Consider the following 16277-nt stretch of genomic DNA (forward strand, 5'->3'; position numbering starts at 1 on the left):
GACTCAGGCCTTGGTGCCCGCCTAACCAACCGTCCAACTTTTGGGGGTCAGTTCACGCGGGCGGTTTTCTTTTCTTCCCCCAGGTGACCGTCACCACGCTGTACGACACCAATATCTACGGCGTGAACGGGTCAGTTCCGATCATTAAGGAACAGGATCCACCTGCACCGATCGAAGACGAGACAGCGGATACCGTCGGCATTCTCTCGCCGAGCCTCGCGGTGCGCTCGGACTGGGACAACCACGAACTGAACTTCAACGCTGGGGCGGACTTGGCGCGCTATCGCGACAACAGCGACGAGAACTACGACGACTTCTGGCTCAACACAGACGGCCGCTACGACATCAATGCCGTCTCCAACGTGTTTGGCGGGCTGGGCTACACCCGGACGCACGAGGATCGCACCTCGCCGGAAGGGGCGGCCGGGGTGGAACCGGTGCAATACGACAGCCTGGATGCCCATGGCGGCTACGCGCGTCGTATTGGTCAGACCGTGTTGCGACTGGGCGCGACGGCGCAGCAACTGGATTACGAGAGCGGCATCGATGCAACTGGTGTGCCGATCAACCACGACGACCGTGATCGGGATATTTACGCCCTCGGTGCGCGACTGACCTACCTGCGCTCGCCGCAAATCCAGCCGTTCGTGCAGGGCTCGGTCGAGACCCGACGCTACGAGCAACTAACCAACCATTTCGAAACCACTGCTCTACCCGGTGAGGACGTTGACCGTGATTCGGACGGTTATCGAGTAGCGGCGGGCCTGGCTTTCCGCCAGGGCACAAGTCTCGATGGCGAGGTCTATGCGGGGGTGTTGCATCAGAACTTCGATGATCCTCGTTTCTCGTCGATCACGACGCCGGACATCGGAGCTCAAGTGAACTGGCAGGTTACGCCATTCACCAAGTTGCGTGGATCGCTCGATCGTTCGCTCGAAGAGACGACATATTGGGTAATGCCCGATGGGGTGCAGCCGATTTTTTCGTCGAGCTACCTCTACAGCCGTGCCGAGGCCAGTGTCGAGCACCGCCTCACGCCCCGCACGACCTTGTCGGCCCTGGCCTCCTATGGCCAGGTGGACTATCAGGAGGTGGATCGCACCGACGACCTGATCAGTGCCGGCGTCGGGATCGAGTACCGGCTGACGCGCAACCTGTTGCTGCAGTTCGACTACCGCCACTTTCAGCGCGACTCCGACTTCCGCGATCCGTTCAACGAGAAGCAAGATCAGTTCAACGGTGACCTGTTCGATGGCAATTACCAGCGAGACCAGTTCTACCTGCGTCTCAAGGCGTTGCTGTACCCGGTACGCGAGCCGGCGGTGGTCGCCGGCACCTTCTCCGGGCTGGCCGACACGCGTGGCTCGGGGCTCGGCGGTGGCTTCTACGCCGGTGCGCAAGCCGGCGTGAGTGGCTTGGCCACCGATACCATCGGGCCGCGTGGCGAGTAGGGCACTGATACCGCCACCATGGTCGGCAAGGGCTGGAACACGGGTCTGTTCGCCGGCTGGGGCCTGACCACCCGGAACAACTGGTACGGCGGCATCGAGATTGAAGGCGCGCGCAGCGGTGCCGACTGGGATCACTCCAAGAACAAGTCAACCAGCCGCACCTTTTCGCTCGACATGAACGACAGCTGGGGCGCGAGCCTGCGCGGCGGTCGCGTGCTGGCCAACGGGGCGTTGCTTTCCGGCCAGCTCGGCATGGTTCGCAGCGAATTCGATACCTTCTACCAGGCCAACGACGCCCCGCAGAACGCCGCAGACGACTCGGACGACCAGAACGGCACCCGCTACGGGGTGGGCGTCGACGTGCCGGCGGGCAAGCACCTGTTCTGGCGCATGGGCTACAGCATCACCGATTACGACGGCTACGATGTGGTCTACGACACCACGCCCGATGGCGTCGACCGGTTCGAGACACGTGAAGGGCTGTTCCGCATCGGTCTAGGCTGGCGCTTCGGTGGCCAGGACTACGCGCCGGTCGACCCGACCGAGGGAGATATCGGCGGCTTCTACGCCGGTGGACAGGTCGGCCATACCCTGCTCACCAGCGACCTCGACGCCGAGCATTACGACTCGGACGAGGGGCCGTATCGTTTGCAGGCCAGTTTCGGTAATGACGGCGCAAGCACCGGCGTGTTCGCCGGTTACGGCTGGCAGTGGGATCGGATCTATCTCGGCCTGGAACTGGACGTCGAGAACAGCGGCGCGGAATGGGAGCACGTGCGCGAGCCGACGGGCCGCCAATTCTCCGCCGAGCAGAAGGGTGGACAGGCGCTCTCCGCTCGTCTGGGCTACCAGCTGGACAACGGCACGCTGCTCTACGCCCGTTTGGGCAAGGCGCGCAGCCAGTTCAACTACCGATACCGCAAGGGCGAGAATCCCGATAACGACATCAACCGCGATGTCAGCGAGATCGGAACCCGTTTCGGCCTGGGTGCGGAAGTGCCGTTGACGCCCAATACCTTCGTGCGAATGGACTACAACCGCACGGACTACGGCGACATTGATTTCGCGACCACCCATGGCAACACCGACACGGTGAGCCTGGACAACGAAACCGACCAGTTCCGGCTCGGGGTGGGCTACCGCTTCTAGCTTGGGGGCGCTCCATTTTCCTGTGCGAAAAGAACCCCGCCGTCGAGCGGGGTTCATTGTTTTTGGGGCTGATCCGGGCGGTGGATAGTGGCGTTTGGACCCGCAAATGGCGTCCGCCGGACGATAAAATAACTGACTGATATGCTGTGATTTTATTCGATAGTAGGTTTGATAAATCGATATTGGTCTGGCCCGTAAAATTTGATCGGCTAACTACCTTGTACGAAGTAGTTTATGGGCATATAAGTGTATTGGGACAGCTGAGAAAGGAGGCTCCCTCTTACTGAACATGAAATCGCTTTTCAATACCAACCAGAAACGCTTGACCGTCAGCCTGGTGGCTGCCGGTGTGTTTGCCGTGCCCATGCTGGTCGGCAATACCTACACGCACAACCTGATGCCAATCTCGTCGGCCCATGCGGCCTCGGAACAAGGCCAAGGCGGCCAAGGGGCCGGTGGTGCCATGAAAGGCCAGGGCGGCATCGGTGGCGCTGGCGGCGTCTCCGGAGGCCAACAGAGCCTGGACGTCAACGACGTGCTGCGCGGCAAGGGTACCGGTGGCCGGGATGCCGGCATCACGGGTCGACCCGACGACAAGGGCCCGCCGGAAGGTGATGGACCGACTGGTGACATGGGCGGCGGCAATCCGAATGCCGGTACCACCAAGGGGGATCTCTACGGTGATCTCTACGTGGTGCTGCGAGACCCCCTCACCGGCGCGCCGATCCTTGATGACGAGGGTCGCCTGCAGTTCCTCGATGTCGATGGCAACGTGATCGCTTATGCATCGGATGATCCGGAAGACGAGGGATATACCGAGGTCGTCGATGAAACGCTGTTGCAGGAGGTCTCGTTTGACCGCCTGAACCTGGCCCGTTCGCCGCAGGCCGTCCTGAGTCACTCTCTCGACACGGCGCTCGAGACGATCGCCCTGGATGCCGATGGTGTGCTCGAGTTCGATGCCGCCGGTCGTGTGGTGATCGTGGATGCTGACGGCGTCGTCTACACGATCGATTCGCCGCTGGAAAACCTGGCGCTTTACCAGGATGCCATCGTGCGACTGAACGATGACATCGACGGGAACGAGACGTTCACCCTCGACCAGACGGACTCCCTGCTGGCCGCCGCGGCGAGCAAGTTCGGTACGGTGAGCCTCGACATGGTCGTCTACCTGAACACCATCCTTGGCCTCAACACGGTGACCGATGCGGGCACAACGGACTATGTGGACCTGACAAGTTTCACCTATGACCGTACCGATGCCTACACCAATCCGGATGGGACTCCTGTCGAGGTGACATACCTCTCCGACCCGGAGGGTGATGGGACTTACATCACCGTCACCGAGTCGCTGCTGGATGCGGTGTTCGACGGCGAAACCGCGACGGCTGACGGCGCCACGGGCTACGCCTTGTCGACGGACGACGCCCTGCAGGTAATCGAGTTCATCCACGAACCGATTCACTGATTCGCTTGGTGAGGTGGAATGGCTGGTAGCCATTTTCAAGGCCCCCGTTCCGGGGGTCTTTTTTTCGCCTCGACTCTCAAGCGAAGCGACCGATCAGTGCAGAAGGGCAATCTCCAGGGAGATTCACATGACTATCAATAATTCGTTCAAGAAAACACATCGCCCGTTACTCGCCAGTCTGGCCGTCGCCGGGCTCGTCTCCGGATCGATGCTCATCGACGCGGGCCCGCTCGCGCCGGTTACCGCCATCTCGACTGTTCAGGCCGCCGAGGGCGGCCATTCCAGCGGTGGTCGGGGCGGCTCGGCGGGCGGTGGCCACGATACCGGCACGACGCACACCGATGACGGTACCGATGATCACGCCGACAGCGACCACGGCAAGAAAGGCCCGGGTGGCAAGGGTGGTGCCGGCGGCAAGGGCGGCAAAGGCGGTGGCCACGCCGGCGCAGGCAGCCAGCAACTGGTCGACAGCGTGTTCCGCGGCAAGGGGCGCGACAGCCTCGACGCGATGCCAGGAACGTCGGGTCGAGGTGCGTCCGGCAAGGGTGGGCTGTACGGCGATCTCTACGTGATCCTGCGCAATCCGGACGGATCCCCCGAGCTCGACGACCTCGGTCGCGTGCAATTCCTCGATGCCGATGGGAACGTGATCGCGTACACCTCAGATGATCCGGATGCCGAAGGCTTTACCGAGGTGGTCAACGAGGCGGCGTTGCAGGAAGTCGAATTCGAACGGCTGAACGTGGTCCGGGCGCCGCCAACGGTGCTTGATCACTCGCTTGAAGAGGCACTGCGCACGCTTGCCCTGGATGCCGACGGCGAACTGGACACCGATGCCGCCGGCCGGCTCGTGGTGGTGGATGCCGCCGGCAACGAGTTCACCATCGACTCACCGCTGGCGAACCTCTCGCTCTATCGGGCGGCCCTGACCGATGGCAGCTGGACCCTGCAGGACGCCGCGGTGTTCCTGGGTAGTGCCTCGTCCAAGACCAACGGCATCACGACGGACACGGTCGTCTACCTGAACACCATCCTGGGCATCAACAACCCAGAGGACGGCTACTACGACCTGTCCGGGTTTGCCTACGAGCGCACCGGTGTCCACACGGGGACCGTTACCTACCTGACCGACCCGGATGGGGACGGCACCTATGTCGAGCAGACCGAGTCGATCATGGATGCCGTGTTCGACGGCACGGGGTACAGCGGCACCGGGGCCGATGCCTTTGCCCAGGCGGCCGACGATGCCCGGGCGGTGATCGAGTTCACTCACGAGCCGATTCACTAACAACGGCAATGGTCGGCGAGCCATCGCGTCTCGCAGGAGCGCCTTCAGGCGCGATGGTTTGACGGTGCCACCCGAATGTTTCGCGGCTGAAGCCGCTCCTATGGTGACGGCTGGCCCTCGAGCCGCCGAATCCGTTCGTCGAGCGGCGGGTGGGTGTCGAACAGGCGGGCGCCGCCGGCGCGGAACAGGAAGGCGTGGTTCATCTCCGCGGCGGCATCGGACTCCACCCGGGAGGAGGCGCCGCCCTTGAGCTTCTCGAAGGCGCTTTTCAGGCCGTCGGGATAGCGGGTGAACTGCACGGCCGAGGCGTCGGCGAGAAACTCGCGCTGGCGGCTGACGGCCGCCTGCAGGATGCGACCGAAGAACACGGTCAGCAGCCCCACCAGCGCGATGGCCGCCGCACCTGCCAGCATGGCGATGCGCAGGCGAGCGTCTCGCCGGCCTGGTCCGATGCCGACGTGGAACCACCAGCGGGCGACGAAGAACAGGAAGGTGAAACCGAACACCATTGCCGCCACGCGCACGGACAGCTTGATATCGCTGTTGGCGATGTGGCCGAACTCGTGGGCGACCACGCCGGCCAACTCGTCACGGCTGAGGTTGTCCAGCGCGCCCTGGGTCACGGCCACCGCGGCGTTCTCCGGCTTCGTGCCGGCGGCGAAGGCATTGATACCGGCCTCCCGGTCGAGCACGAATACCCTCGGCCGGGGCAGGGAGGAAGCGATCGCCATCTCGTCGACCACGTTCACGTACTGGCGTTCGGCCGGGCTGAGGTTGGTTTCGCCCGCGCCGGTGAGCTCGCGGCCGCCGAGCGACTGAGCCACCTTGGCGCCGTCCGAGCGGGTGAACCAGCGAAACAGGGTGACCAGGAGAATGCCACCGCCGGTCAGTCCGGCGGCCCAGGCAAACGCCTCCCACGTTGCATCTACCGGCATGCTGGACGGACCGCTGCCCTGAGCCGCCTGTGCCTGTTCACCCAGTGTCAGCCCGAGCCACATCAGCCCGCCCACGGTTGCGGCAGCGGCGAGAAGTAGCAACACGTACAGTCCGACCAGTATTCGGGTCTGTCGTCGGGCGAGGTCCTGCTGTTCGCGAAAATCCATGAGTTACCGGCTCAGAAGCTGACTTCGGGGGGCTTCTGGATGGCCTCGCTGTCCTCGAACTCCAGCAATTGGGCATCCTCGCCATGGCCGACCAGCTTGCCGATCACGACCGGCGGGAAGGAGCGGCGGTACTCGTTGTACTTCTGCACCAGGTCGTTGTAGGCCTGGCGGGAGTAGGCGACGCGGTTTTCCGTGGTGGCCAGTTCCTCGGCGAGCTGGCGCATGTTCGCATCGGCCTTGAGATCCGGGTAGGCCTCGAAGGTGGCGTTCAGTCGGCCCAGGCCACTGGTGAGCGCGGATTCCGCGCGGGAAAGCAGGTCCATGGTCTCGGGGTTTCCCGGCCGGTCATGCGCCGCGTCGACCGCCTTTTCGGCGGCGGCACGCGCCTCGGTGACCTCCTTGAGGACCGAGGCTTCGTGGTCCATGTAGCCCTTGGCCGTGTTGACCAGGTTGGGAATCAGGTCATGGCGACGCTTCAATTGCGTCTCGATTTGCGCAAAGCCGTTCTCGTACTGGGTCTGGTACGAGGTGAGCTTGTTGTAGAGGTAGATGACGTAGACGGCGGCGATCACGACCAGCGCGATCACGATCCAGATTTCGGTTCCCATGGCGGCTTCTCCTTGCTTAAGCGCGACGAATGGTCGCGGGCCGTTTGACCAGGATTGGATGGACCCGCACGAGTGTACTCGTCTCGCTGGGTAGTTGCGTGGCAGTCGAGAGTGGATCGGCTGGGTACACGGCGTTTGCTGGTGGCGAACTGCGGTTTCGGGAAAACAGGGCGGGGCGTTCGGCAGCAACGTCAATCGTCGGTTTTTGGCACACTGCACGCTTGGTTCACTGATGGGAACACGCATGTCCTGGATTGGAAAAGCGGTGGGGGCCGGGCTTGGCTTCTGGATATTCGGTTGGATCGGAGCGGGTATCGGGCTGTTGCTCGGGCACTTTCTCGATCGATTCTTCGGCCGGATCAAGCGGGTCGGTGGGCGGCTGCTCGAGGTGCAACAGACCTTCTTCGAGACGACCTTCACCGTGCTGGGTCACGTCTGCAAGGCGGATGGCCAGGTCACGCAGGCGGAGATTCGTGCCGCCGAGCAGATCATGACGCAAATGCGCCTGACCAAGGCACGGCGCAGACGCGCGATCGAGGCCTTCAATCGCGGCAAGGCCAGCGATTTCGATCCCGAACACATCATTCGCCGATTCGTGCGCGTTTGCGGCAGCCAGCCGACGCTGCTGCGGGTCTTTCTCGAGATCCAGATCCAGGCGGCGTTCGCCGATGGCCAGATTGCCCCGGCCGAGCGCGAGGCGTTGATGCGTATCGCCCATACCCTGGGCGTGTCGGATGCCGACTTTTCCCGGCTCGAGGCGCTGCTGGCGGGCCACTATCAACGTGGTCCGGGTGCGCCGACCACGGCCGCGGCCCTGGACAACGCCTACCAGGCGTTGGGGGTGGAGCGCTCGGCGACCGATCCCGAGGTCAAGCGCGCCTATCGAAAGTTGATGAGCGAGCACCATCCGGACAAGCTGATTGCCAAGGGGTTGCCGGATTCAATGGTCGAGTTGGCCAAGGAGCGCAGCCAGGAAATCCAGAACGCCTACGAGACCATCCGTCGGTCGCGTCAGGCCCAAGGGTAAGAGCCGTTTTTACAACGAAGGAGTGACGTGATGACCGGTTTATTGATGGTGATCCACCTGCTGTCCGCGGTCCTGTGGATCGGTGGTGTCTTCTATGCCTACGTGATCCTGCGCCCGTCGGTGGGGTTTCTTTCCGGCCCTGAGCGGGTCTCGCTCTGGGATCGGGTGTTTACGCGCTTCTTTCGTTGGGTGTGGGTCCTGATTGCCGCCCTGTTGATCAGTGGCTACGGGATGCTGTTCTCGGCGTTCGGTGGGTTCGGTTCGCCGGGCTACCTGCACGGGATGCAACTGTTCGGCTGGTTGACGATCATCGCGTTCGTCGTGCTCGCCTTCGGGCCGTATCGGCAGTTGCACATCGCGGTGGCGGCCGAGGACTGGTCACGGGCCGGGGAAATGATTCCGCGCATCCGCCGGCTGGTGCATATCATCATGTGGCTGGGCCTGGTGAGCATCGCGATCGGTGGGGGCGGCTCCTACCTGTAAGGCGGTGCGTCGGGCGAGCGCTGGTTTGAAAAACCGCCCGGCCAGGGACTATGGTCTCGGGAAACTCTTCACGATTCGATGACGTCTCTGCGGGACCTCCAAGGGCCCAGATGCAAGGCGCAGTCCGCCGTGAAGGGCCGTGGCCCTTTACAAGGGCTGCAACGCCGCAGATGGGCCCTTGGAGGCCCGCCCGGACGGGGCTCGCGGGTTTGTCCGCACTCGGCGTTACCGTCCCTCGACGGGCAACGAGCCCGTCTTCGGTCCGGCGCCTTGATTGCGGACAAACCCGCAAGCCAGAGATGCCATCGAATCGTGAAGAGTTTCCCTAGAGCGGTCACTTTTCACGACATGATTTCACACGGAATCAAGGAGTTCGCGCATGACTACCTATCGTCCCGAGAAAGCCGACGAGTTGATCAAGACGGCCAAGGCGATGGTCGCGCCCGGCAAGAGCATCCTGGCGATCGACGAGAGCAATGGAACCTGCAACAAGCGTTTCGAGGCCGTCGGCATTGATGCCACGGAGCAGAAGCGGCGCGAGTATCGCGAGTTGCTGCTGACCACGCCGAACCTCGAGGAGTACGTCAGCGGCGCGATCCTCTACGACGAGACGATTCGTCAGTCGGCGGCCGACGGCAAGTCGTTCATCGACGTGATGCGTGAGCGCGGCCAGGTGGTGGGCATCAAGGTCGATACCGGGGCCAAGCCGTTGGCCGGCTCGGATGGTGAGAAGGTCACCGAGGGCCTCGACGGCTTGCGCGAGCGCCTCGCGGAGTACTACGAGATGGGCGCGCGCTTTGCCAAGTGGCGGGCGGTCATCGCGATCGACACCGCCAAGGGCCTGCCGAGCCGCGGCTGCATCGAGGCCAATGCCCATGCCTTGGCTCGCTACGCTGCCCTGTGCCAGGAGGCCGGCCTGGTACCGATCATCGAGCCGGAGGTGCTGATTGATGGTGACCACGACATCGCCACCTGCGAGCGGGTCACCGAGGAGGAGCTCAACGAGGTCTTCCGTCAGCTTTATCACCAGAACGTGATGCTCGAGGGCGTGATCCTCAAGACCAGCATGGTGATCTCGGCCAAGAACGCCGCGAACCGGGCGGGCGTCGACGAAGTGGCCGACCGCACGGTCGAGACCCTCTTGCGCACCGTCCCGGCGGCGCTGGGTGGCGTGGTGTTCCTCTCCGGCGGGCAGGGCGTCGAGGAATCCAGCGCACATCTGAACGCCATGCACACCCGCCACGGCGATCATCTGCCATGGCCGCTGACCTTCAGCTACGCGCGTGCCATCCAGGGCCCGGCGCTCAACTTCTGGAAGGGCGAGCCCGCTAACGTCGAAGAGGCCCAGAAACGGGCCTTCACGCGGGCGAAGTACAACGGCCTGGCCAGTCTCGGCAAGTACAGCGAGGACATGGAAGGCGCCTGATTCAGGCAATCCGCACGGTCGACAAGACAATCCCGCCGATCCGGCGGGATTTTTTTGGTGCCAGAGAACGACCGGCTAACGAGCGACCAGGGCGTTCGTCGGCGCTTGCTCAGGGGTGGGCGTCGGCCGGTCGTTCGCGGATCACCACCAGGCCGGCGGCAATGATGATCAGCCCCCCGAGGATCGTGAACGCATCCGGCCACTCGGCGAAGATCAGCCAGCCGAGGATCGTGGCACCGAAGATCTCCAGATACTGCAGCGGGGCGAGCAGGCTGGCATCGCTGCGGGCGAAGGCCATCGCGATCAGCACATGGGCGAAGGCGGCGAGCACCCCGGCGGCGGCCAGCCAGAACCATTCGTGCGGCTCCGGCATGTCCCAGCGGGCGATCGACCAGCTGAGGCCCTGGCCCAGGAGCACGAAGCCCAGCATGATCAACGAGGCGGCGGCCCCCACCCAGAATTGCAGTACCAGCGCATCGCGGGGCCGAGGTGCGCTGGTCCAGGCCCGCGTCGCGGTCAGGTAGCCCGCATAGCAGGCAGCGGCGGCGATCGGCAGCAGGGAGGCCAGTCCGAAGGCGCCCCAGTTCGGGCGCAGGATGACCACGGCACCCACCAGCCCGCCGAGCACGCCGATCCAGCGCCTGGCGGTGATGCGCTCGCCCAGGAACAGGGCGGAGAAGATGACCAGGATCAACGGCTCGACGAAGAACAGCGCGATATTGTTGGCCAGTGGCAGGTGGGCCAGCCCCCAGAAGAGGAACAGGATCGAGGCGGCAATCAGTGCGCCCAACAGGAGATGGATCGGCCGCAGCCGTCCGCCGCGCCAGTACATGGCGACAAACGGCAGCAGGAAGAGGGTCTGGAACACGAACCGAAGCCAAGCGATCTCGCCCACCGACAACTCGGTCGACAGCCACTTGGCGATCGTGTCGGACATCGGGATGGTCAGAACGGCGAGGGCCATCAGGATCAGGCCCAGACGGTGATGATGTTGGCTCTCTGTCACGGTGCACCCATCGAACAGTTAGGTAGCTAAGCAAACTAACATGCTCTCGCAGATAAGGACAGCGATGGACGCGGCGGTACTCGTTGCCTACAGTCCATTGCGACGCCAGAAGCCCTTTTCCATGGCGCGGACACCCTGAAATTGAAGTCGATGAGGTCTTGACGAGATGAGCGAACTGGCCACGAATCGCTGTGAGGCATGCCGGGCCGATGCGCCCACCCTGGACGACAACGAGATCGCTGCACTGCAGAAGGAATTGCAGGATGACTGGCAGGTGATCACCCGCGACGGGGTACGACAGCTCGAGCGCGTGTTTCGATTTGACGATTTCGCGAGCGCCCTGGCCTTCACCAACGCCGTGGGCGAGATTGCCGAGGCGGAAGGCCATCACCCCGCGCTGCTGACCGAGTGGGGGCGGGTGACCGTCACCTGGTGGAGTCACAAGATTCGCGGGCTGCATCGCAACGACTTCATCATGGCCGCGCGTACCGACAAGCTCGCCGCCGAGCACTAGGTCACTTGCCTGTCTTGCAGACATTGCTCCTCTGCGCTTGTCTGGCCAGAAGAAAAAAACCGGCCCCGCTACGCGGAGGGCCGGTCTATCGGTCCGATCAACGTATCAATCAGTCAAGTTGGAACGTGATTTTGGCGTTGATGCGGTACTTGGTGATGCGGTTGTCCTCGACCTTGGCCTCGAAGTCCTTGATGTAGATCGACTTGATGCCGTGGACACTGCGGCTGGCATTGGCGATGGCCTGGTTGGCCGCGTCTTCCCAGGACTTTTCCGACTCCGCGAGGACCTCGACGACCTTCAACATGTCGTTGCTCATGGCTTCCCTCCTGCCTTGTACGTGGATGGATAACGCCACTAACAAGGGTAGATGGTGAATCGGTATCCTGTCAGAGGCAGTCGGGTCCTCGTGGCGCGGGCCCGACGTTCAACCTGACCCAAGCAAAGGCGATACATGTTGCCCAGTTCAGACCCGGTGAGTGGCGATGATTGACTGGTTTCTCACGCCGATCGACGCCTTCGTGAGCGCCTCCCCGGTCGTGCAGGCACTGATCGCCACGCTGTTCACCTGGGGCATGACCGCCGCCGGGGCGCTGCCGGTGTTCTTCACCGATCGCGAGAACCGTCGGCTGCTCGATGTGCTGCTGGGATTCACGGGCGGGGTGATGATTGCGGCCAGCTTCTGGTCGTTGCTGGCGCCATCGATCGAGATGGCCGCGGATCTGTCCGTGCCCGCCTGGTTCCCGGCGGCGGTGGGGTTCGCGCTGGGTGCGGTGTTCCTGCGCGGGGCGGATCTGATCCTGCCGCACCTGCATCTCAATGCCCCCATGCACGAAGCCGAAGGGATGCCGACGACCTGGCGGCGAACCACGTTGCTGGTCCTGGCGATCACCCTGCACAACATTCCCGAGGGGCTGGCGATCGGGGTGGCCTTCGGCGCACTGGCTTATGGTTTTGACAATGCCAGCCTCGGTGCGGCGGTCGCGCTGGCCATCGGCATCGGTATCCAGAATTTCCCCGAGGGCATGGCCGTAGCGATGCCGCTGCGCCGCGAGGGGATGAGCCGGCGAAAGAGCTTCTGGTACGGCCAGCTATCCGGCGTGGTCGAACCGATCGCGGGGGTGATTGGGGCGGCGGCGGTGCTGTTCTGGCAACCCATCCTGCCCTATGCGCTGGCCTTCGCCGCCGGGGCGATGATCTTCGTGGTGGTCGAGGAGGTGATCCCCGAGGCCCAGCGCAGTGGCCATGCCGATGCCGCGACGCTGGGTGTGGTTGGCGGGTTTATCGTGATGATGGTGCTGGACGTGGCCTTGAGTTGAATGACCTGGCCCGGATGCCAGGGCTAGAACCAACGCCTTCTCTTGAGCCAGAACCCTAGCCCGGCGCCAAGGGCGACGATCAGCAGCATCACCCACCAGAATCCCATCTCGGTCTCCACCCACGGCATGCCGCCGACATTGATGCCGAATAGCCCGGTGACGAAGCCCAGCGGCAGGAAAATCGCCGCCACGATCGACAGGATGTACATGCGGGTGTTGAGCTGATCGGACAGCCGCGTGAGTAGTTGCTCGTGGATCATGGCGCCGCGCTCGCGGGCCATGTCCAGGTCCTCAACCAGGCGCGTGAGCGCATCGGCCTGTTCGCGGACGCGACCGCGATCCAGCGAGGCGAGCAGCGGGCGGTTGATTGTCGAAAGGCGGGCCAGCGCGTCGCGCTGGGGTGCGAGGTAGCGGCGGATGACGATGATGCTGCGACGTATCTGGCCGATGCGACCGCGCAATTCGCGGTCGGCCCCCTCGAGCAGTTGTGCCTCGAGCTCGTCGATTTCCTCCTCGATCGACTCGATCAACTCGTCGGTGCGTTCGGCCAGGCCCTCGACGAGTTCCATCAGCAGTTCGCCGAGATCGGCAGGCCCGGTGCCTTCCTCGATCCGGTGCGCGATCCCCTCGACGGTGCGCAGCGGGGAGCGCGAGGTGCTGATCAGCCGATCGCCGTCGAACCACAGCCGCAGCGAGATCATGTCTTCCGGTCGGCTGCCCGCGTTTAGGTTGACGCCGCGCAGGATCAGCAGCAGGCCGTTGTCGTGCTCGACCACGCGCGGGCGGGTGTCCTCGGCGAGCAGGCTGTCGACCACCAGCTCGTCGACGCCGGCGTCCTGCTCCAGCCAGGCGCGATCGTCTGGGTCTTCCCAATTGAAGCGGATCCAGGTGCCGACCGGTTGCTGGTGTGGGCCGGCCTGGCCACCGCCACCATCGAGACGGATGCAGTCACGCGTGCTCATGGGTGCCTCTCCCGGTATCGCGATGGGTCACGGTTTGAGCTGGATCGAGCCGGCCGAGCGACGGGCACGCTCGCGTGCCTGCTCGATCGACTCGCCACGGGCCAGCGCCACGCCCAGGCGACGCTTGCCGGCCAGCGAGGGCTTGCCGAACAGGCGCAGTTCGGTGCCGGGTTCGGTCAGCGCGGCGGCCATCCCGGTCAGTATCGGGTGCGTGCTTTCGCCCTCGCGCACGATGGCGCAGGAGGCCGACGGGCCGCGCTGGCCGATCTCGTGGACCGGCAGACCGAGCATGGCCCGCAGGTGCAGGGCGAATTCCGACAGGTCCTGCGAGACCAGGGTCACCAGCCCCGTGTCGTGCGGGCGTGGCGAGACTTCGCTGAACCACACCTGGTCCTCCTTGACGAACAGCTCCACGCCGAAGATGCCGTAGCCGCCCAGCTCATCGACGATGGTGCGCGCGATCTCGCCCGCCCGTGCCAGCGCCGTCTCGCTCATCGGGTGGGGCTGCCAGCTTTCGCGGTAATCGCCGTCGACCTGGGTGTGACCGATCGGCGGGCAGAGGGTGATGCCGTCGCGATGGCGGACGGTGAGCAGGGTGATCTCGTAGTCGAAGTCGATGAACGATTCGACGATCACCCGTCCGCGTCCCGCCCGGCCGCCGGACTGGGCGAACTCCCAGGCGCGCAGTGCCGTGCTCGGCTCGCGCACCAGCGACTGGCCCTTGCCCGATGAACTCATCACAGGTTTGACCACGCAGGGGGTGCCGATCTCGTCGATGGCGGAAAGAAATTGCGCCTCGGTCTCGGCGAAGGCGAACCGGCTGGTCGGCAGGGCGAGGGCCTCGGCGGCCAGTCGGCGGATGCCCTCGCGATCCATGGTCAGCCGCGCCGCGCGTGCATTCGGGGTGACCACGAAGCCCTGTGCCTCCAGCTCGATCAGTGTCGGGGTGGCAATCGCCTCGATCTCCGGGACGATCAGGGCGGGCATCTCCTGGGTGATCACGCTCTTCAAGGCCGTGCCGTCGAGCATGTCGATCACGTGCGAGCGGTGCGCAACCTGCATGGCCGGCGCGTTGGCGTAGCGGTCGACGGCGATCACCTCCAGGCCCAGCCGCTGGGCCTCGATGGCGACCTCCTTGCCGAGCTCGCCGGCGCCCAGGAGCATCAGCCGGAGGGCCTCGGGCGAACCGGGGGCGCCCAGTTGCGCCGCGCGGGTGTCGATGCTGCCGTGATCAGCCATGGCCAAAGTTCTCCGTGACGTAGTCGATGTCCTTGTCGCCACGTCCGGAGAGGTTGGCCAGGATGGTGGTGCCGGGGTTCTCCCGGCCGAACTTCATCGCCCAGGCGATCGCGTGGGCCGATTCCAGCGCCGGGATGATGCCCTCGCGGCGCGAGATCTTGTAGAACGCATCCAGGGTCTCGTCGTCGCTGATGGCGTGGTAGTTCACCCGCCCGGAGGTCTTGAGGTGCGAGTGCTCCGGGCCGACGCCGGGGTAGTCCAGCCCCGAGGCGATCGAATGCACCGGCGCCGGGTTGCCTTCCTCGTCAGCCAGCAGCAGGCACTTGAAGCCGTGGATCATGCCGGGCTTGCCGAAGGTCATGGTGGCCGAGTGCTGGCCGAGCTCGGTGCCCTTGCCCAGCGGCTCGACGCCATGGAGCTGCACGTCGTCATCGTCGATAAAGCCGGCGAACAGGCCTAGGGCGTTAGAGCCGCCACCGACGCAGGCAGTGACGTGATCTGGCAACTCGCCGGTCATCTCCAGGTATTGCTCGCGCGCCTCGATGCCCATCACCGACTGGAAGTTGCGCACCATCTTGGGGAACGGGTGCGGGCCGACCACCGAACCGATCGCGAAGATCGCCTCGTCGGCCTGCGAGAGATAGCTCTGGAAGGCCGAGTCGACCGCTTCCTTGAGGCTGCGCCCCCCGAACCCACCGGCACCACGTTGGCTCCGAGAAGCTTCATGCGTGTGACGTTGGGTGCTTCCTTGGCGATGTCGATCTCGCCCATGTGGATCTCGCACTCCATGCCGAAGTAGGCCGCGGCGGTCGCGAGAGCCACGCCGTGCTGTCCGGCGCCGGTCTCGGCGATCAGCTTCTTTTTGCCCATGTGCTTGGCCAGCAGCGCCTCGCCCATGCAGTGGTTGAGCTTGTGCGCGCCGGAGTGGTTGAGGTCCTCGCGCTTGAAATAGATATGGGCGCCGACATCGGCACTAAGGTTGTGTGCGTAATAAACGGGGGTGGGGCGTCCCTGGTAGTGCTTGCGGATGTAGCGCAGCTCGTTGAGGAAGTCGGCCGATCGCATCAGGCGCAGGTAGGCATGTTCGATCTCGGCAAAGTGTGGCTCGAGCTCTGGTGGCAGAAAAGCGCCCCCAAATTCACCGAAGTAGCCTTCCTTGTTCGGAAAAGCCTTTAGATAGGACATTCAAACTTCCTGCCTGGTGATTGTGTTGCGTGCCTGCATGATCCAACGCCAG

At 64.1% G+C, this 16277-nt stretch carries 15 protein-coding genes and 1 pseudogene; 9 read left to right on the forward strand and 7 right to left on the reverse strand.

Annotation, left to right across the window (positions count from 1 at the left end; all coding sequences use genetic code 11):
* From D5687_RS05965 to D5687_RS05980, 4 genes are all read left to right on the forward strand, one after another.
* A partial coding sequence (locus tag D5687_RS05965) for an outer membrane beta-barrel protein (RefSeq protein WP_125198863.1) occupies window positions 1-1451 on the forward strand: 1451 nt, incomplete at its 5' end.
* A gap of 18 nt (window positions 1452-1469) precedes the next feature.
* Window positions 1470-2600 carry an outer membrane protein gene (locus tag D5687_RS05970; protein ID WP_125198864.1) on the forward strand — a complete coding sequence of 377 codons (1131 nt, stop codon included), beginning with the start codon at window positions 1470-1472 and terminating at the stop codon, window positions 2598-2600.
* Between the two features lie 289 nt (window positions 2601-2889).
* Window positions 2890-4068 (forward strand): hypothetical protein, encoded by a 1179-nt coding sequence (locus D5687_RS05975; protein ID WP_125198865.1) that lies wholly within the window; start codon window positions 2890-2892, stop codon window positions 4066-4068.
* Between the two features lie 127 nt (window positions 4069-4195).
* Window positions 4196-5356, forward strand: coding sequence for a hypothetical protein (locus tag D5687_RS05980; protein ID WP_125198866.1), 1161 nt, complete (start codon window positions 4196-4198; stop codon window positions 5354-5356).
* A 98-nt stretch (window positions 5357-5454) separates the two neighbouring features.
* On the opposite strand, the gene D5687_RS05985 is transcribed toward D5687_RS05980, so the two are convergent.
* Together D5687_RS05985 and D5687_RS05990 are read right to left on the reverse strand one after the other, a co-directional pair.
* Entirely contained in the window at window positions 5455-6459 is a 1005-nt protein-coding gene (locus D5687_RS05985) for a M48 family metallopeptidase (RefSeq protein WP_125198867.1), read from the reverse strand.
* Window positions 6460-6470: 11 nt separating this feature from the next.
* Window positions 6471-7067, reverse strand: coding sequence for a LemA family protein (locus tag D5687_RS05990; RefSeq protein ID WP_125198868.1), 597 nt, complete (start codon window positions 7065-7067; stop codon window positions 6471-6473).
* A 244-nt stretch (window positions 7068-7311) separates the two neighbouring features.
* Here D5687_RS05990 and djlA point away from each other — a divergent pair, with 244 nt between their 5' ends.
* The 3 genes from djlA (at window position 7312) to D5687_RS06005 (ending at window position 10003) form a co-directional block, all read left to right on the forward strand.
* Complete coding sequence (djlA, locus tag D5687_RS05995) at window positions 7312-8094, forward strand: co-chaperone DjlA (RefSeq protein ID WP_125198869.1); 783 nt, start codon at window positions 7312-7314, stop codon at window positions 8092-8094.
* 30 nt (window positions 8095-8124) lie between these two features.
* Window positions 8125-8577 (forward strand): CopD family protein, encoded by a 453-nt coding sequence (locus D5687_RS06000; RefSeq protein ID WP_125198870.1) that lies wholly within the window; start codon window positions 8125-8127, stop codon window positions 8575-8577.
* 379 nt (window positions 8578-8956) lie between these two features.
* Window positions 8957-10003 (forward strand): class I fructose-bisphosphate aldolase, encoded by a 1047-nt coding sequence (locus D5687_RS06005; RefSeq protein ID WP_125198871.1) that lies wholly within the window; start codon window positions 8957-8959, stop codon window positions 10001-10003.
* 109 nt (window positions 10004-10112) lie between these two features.
* On the opposite strand, the gene D5687_RS06010 is transcribed toward D5687_RS06005, so the two are convergent.
* On the reverse strand, window positions 10113-11009 hold the full coding sequence (locus tag D5687_RS06010) for a DMT family transporter (protein ID WP_125198872.1): 897 nt from the start codon (window positions 11007-11009) through the stop codon (window positions 10113-10115).
* Window positions 11010-11175: 166 nt separating this feature from the next.
* Between D5687_RS06010 and D5687_RS06015 the strand changes: the two genes are divergently transcribed.
* On the forward strand, window positions 11176-11523 hold the full coding sequence (locus D5687_RS06015) for a 4a-hydroxytetrahydrobiopterin dehydratase (protein WP_125198873.1): 348 nt from the start codon (window positions 11176-11178) through the stop codon (window positions 11521-11523).
* A 109-nt stretch (window positions 11524-11632) separates the two neighbouring features.
* On the opposite strand, the gene D5687_RS06020 is transcribed toward D5687_RS06015, so the two are convergent.
* Window positions 11633-11839, reverse strand: coding sequence for a dodecin family protein (locus D5687_RS06020; protein WP_240031436.1), 207 nt, complete (start codon window positions 11837-11839; stop codon window positions 11633-11635).
* A gap of 166 nt (window positions 11840-12005) precedes the next feature.
* Between D5687_RS06020 and D5687_RS06025 the strand changes: the two genes are divergently transcribed.
* On the forward strand, window positions 12006-12839 hold the full coding sequence (locus D5687_RS06025; RefSeq protein ID WP_125198874.1) for a ZIP family metal transporter: 834 nt from the start codon (window positions 12006-12008) through the stop codon (window positions 12837-12839).
* A 23-nt stretch (window positions 12840-12862) separates the two neighbouring features.
* On the opposite strand, the gene D5687_RS06030 is transcribed toward D5687_RS06025, so the two are convergent.
* The 3 genes and pseudogenes from D5687_RS06030 to trpB form a co-directional block, all read right to left on the reverse strand.
* Window positions 12863-13801, reverse strand: coding sequence for a zinc transporter ZntB (locus tag D5687_RS06030; RefSeq protein ID WP_125198875.1), 939 nt, complete (start codon window positions 13799-13801; stop codon window positions 12863-12865).
* A gap of 27 nt (window positions 13802-13828) precedes the next feature.
* The gene (gene purT / locus D5687_RS06035; RefSeq protein WP_125198876.1) at window positions 13829-15040 is read right to left on the reverse strand and encodes a formate-dependent phosphoribosylglycinamide formyltransferase; all 1212 of its coding nucleotides are present in this window, start codon (window positions 15038-15040) and stop codon (window positions 13829-13831) included.
* Window positions 15033-16225 (reverse strand): annotated as a pseudogene (trpB, locus tag D5687_RS06040) (tryptophan synthase subunit beta). The gene purT and the pseudogene trpB overlap by 8 nt, the downstream one beginning before the upstream one ends.
* Between the last annotated feature and the right edge of the window lie 52 nt (window positions 16226-16277).

The sequence above is a fragment of the Guyparkeria sp. SCN-R1 genome (genome assembly GCF_003932495.1).
In the GTDB taxonomy this organism is placed as follows: Bacteria; Pseudomonadota; Gammaproteobacteria; order Halothiobacillales; family Halothiobacillaceae; genus Guyparkeria.

What these genes read in the sequence shown, in the direction of transcription:
- D5687_RS06000 (WP_125198870.1), top strand. Translation starts at nt 8,125, where the DNA reads ATGACCGGTTTATTGATGGTGATCCACCTGCTGTCCGCGGTCCTGTGG.
- D5687_RS06020 (WP_240031436.1), bottom strand. Translation starts at nt 11,839, where the DNA reads ATGAGCAACGACATGTTGAAGGTCGTCGAGGTCCTCGCGGAGTCGGAA.
- D5687_RS05985 (WP_125198867.1), bottom strand. Translation starts at nt 6,459, where the DNA reads ATGGATTTTCGCGAACAGCAGGACCTCGCCCGACGACAGACCCGAATA.
- D5687_RS05975 (WP_125198865.1), top strand. Translation starts at nt 2,890, where the DNA reads ATGAAATCGCTTTTCAATACCAACCAGAAACGCTTGACCGTCAGCCTG.
- D5687_RS06005 (WP_125198871.1), top strand. Translation starts at nt 8,957, where the DNA reads ATGACTACCTATCGTCCCGAGAAAGCCGACGAGTTGATCAAGACGGCC.
- D5687_RS05980 (WP_125198866.1), top strand. Translation starts at nt 4,196, where the DNA reads ATGACTATCAATAATTCGTTCAAGAAAACACATCGCCCGTTACTCGCC.
- D5687_RS06015 (WP_125198873.1), top strand. Translation starts at nt 11,176, where the DNA reads ATGAGCGAACTGGCCACGAATCGCTGTGAGGCATGCCGGGCCGATGCG.
- D5687_RS06030 (WP_125198875.1), bottom strand. Translation starts at nt 13,801, where the DNA reads ATGAGCACGCGTGACTGCATCCGTCTCGATGGTGGCGGTGGCCAGGCC.
- D5687_RS06025 (WP_125198874.1), top strand. Translation starts at nt 12,006, where the DNA reads ATGATTGACTGGTTTCTCACGCCGATCGACGCCTTCGTGAGCGCCTCC.
- D5687_RS05990 (WP_125198868.1), bottom strand. Translation starts at nt 7,067, where the DNA reads ATGGGAACCGAAATCTGGATCGTGATCGCGCTGGTCGTGATCGCCGCC.
- djlA (WP_125198869.1), top strand. Translation starts at nt 7,312, where the DNA reads ATGTCCTGGATTGGAAAAGCGGTGGGGGCCGGGCTTGGCTTCTGGATA.
- D5687_RS05970 (WP_125198864.1), top strand. Translation starts at nt 1,470, where the DNA reads ATGGTCGGCAAGGGCTGGAACACGGGTCTGTTCGCCGGCTGGGGCCTG.
- purT (WP_125198876.1), bottom strand. Translation starts at nt 15,040, where the DNA reads ATGGCTGATCACGGCAGCATCGACACCCGCGCGGCGCAACTGGGCGCC.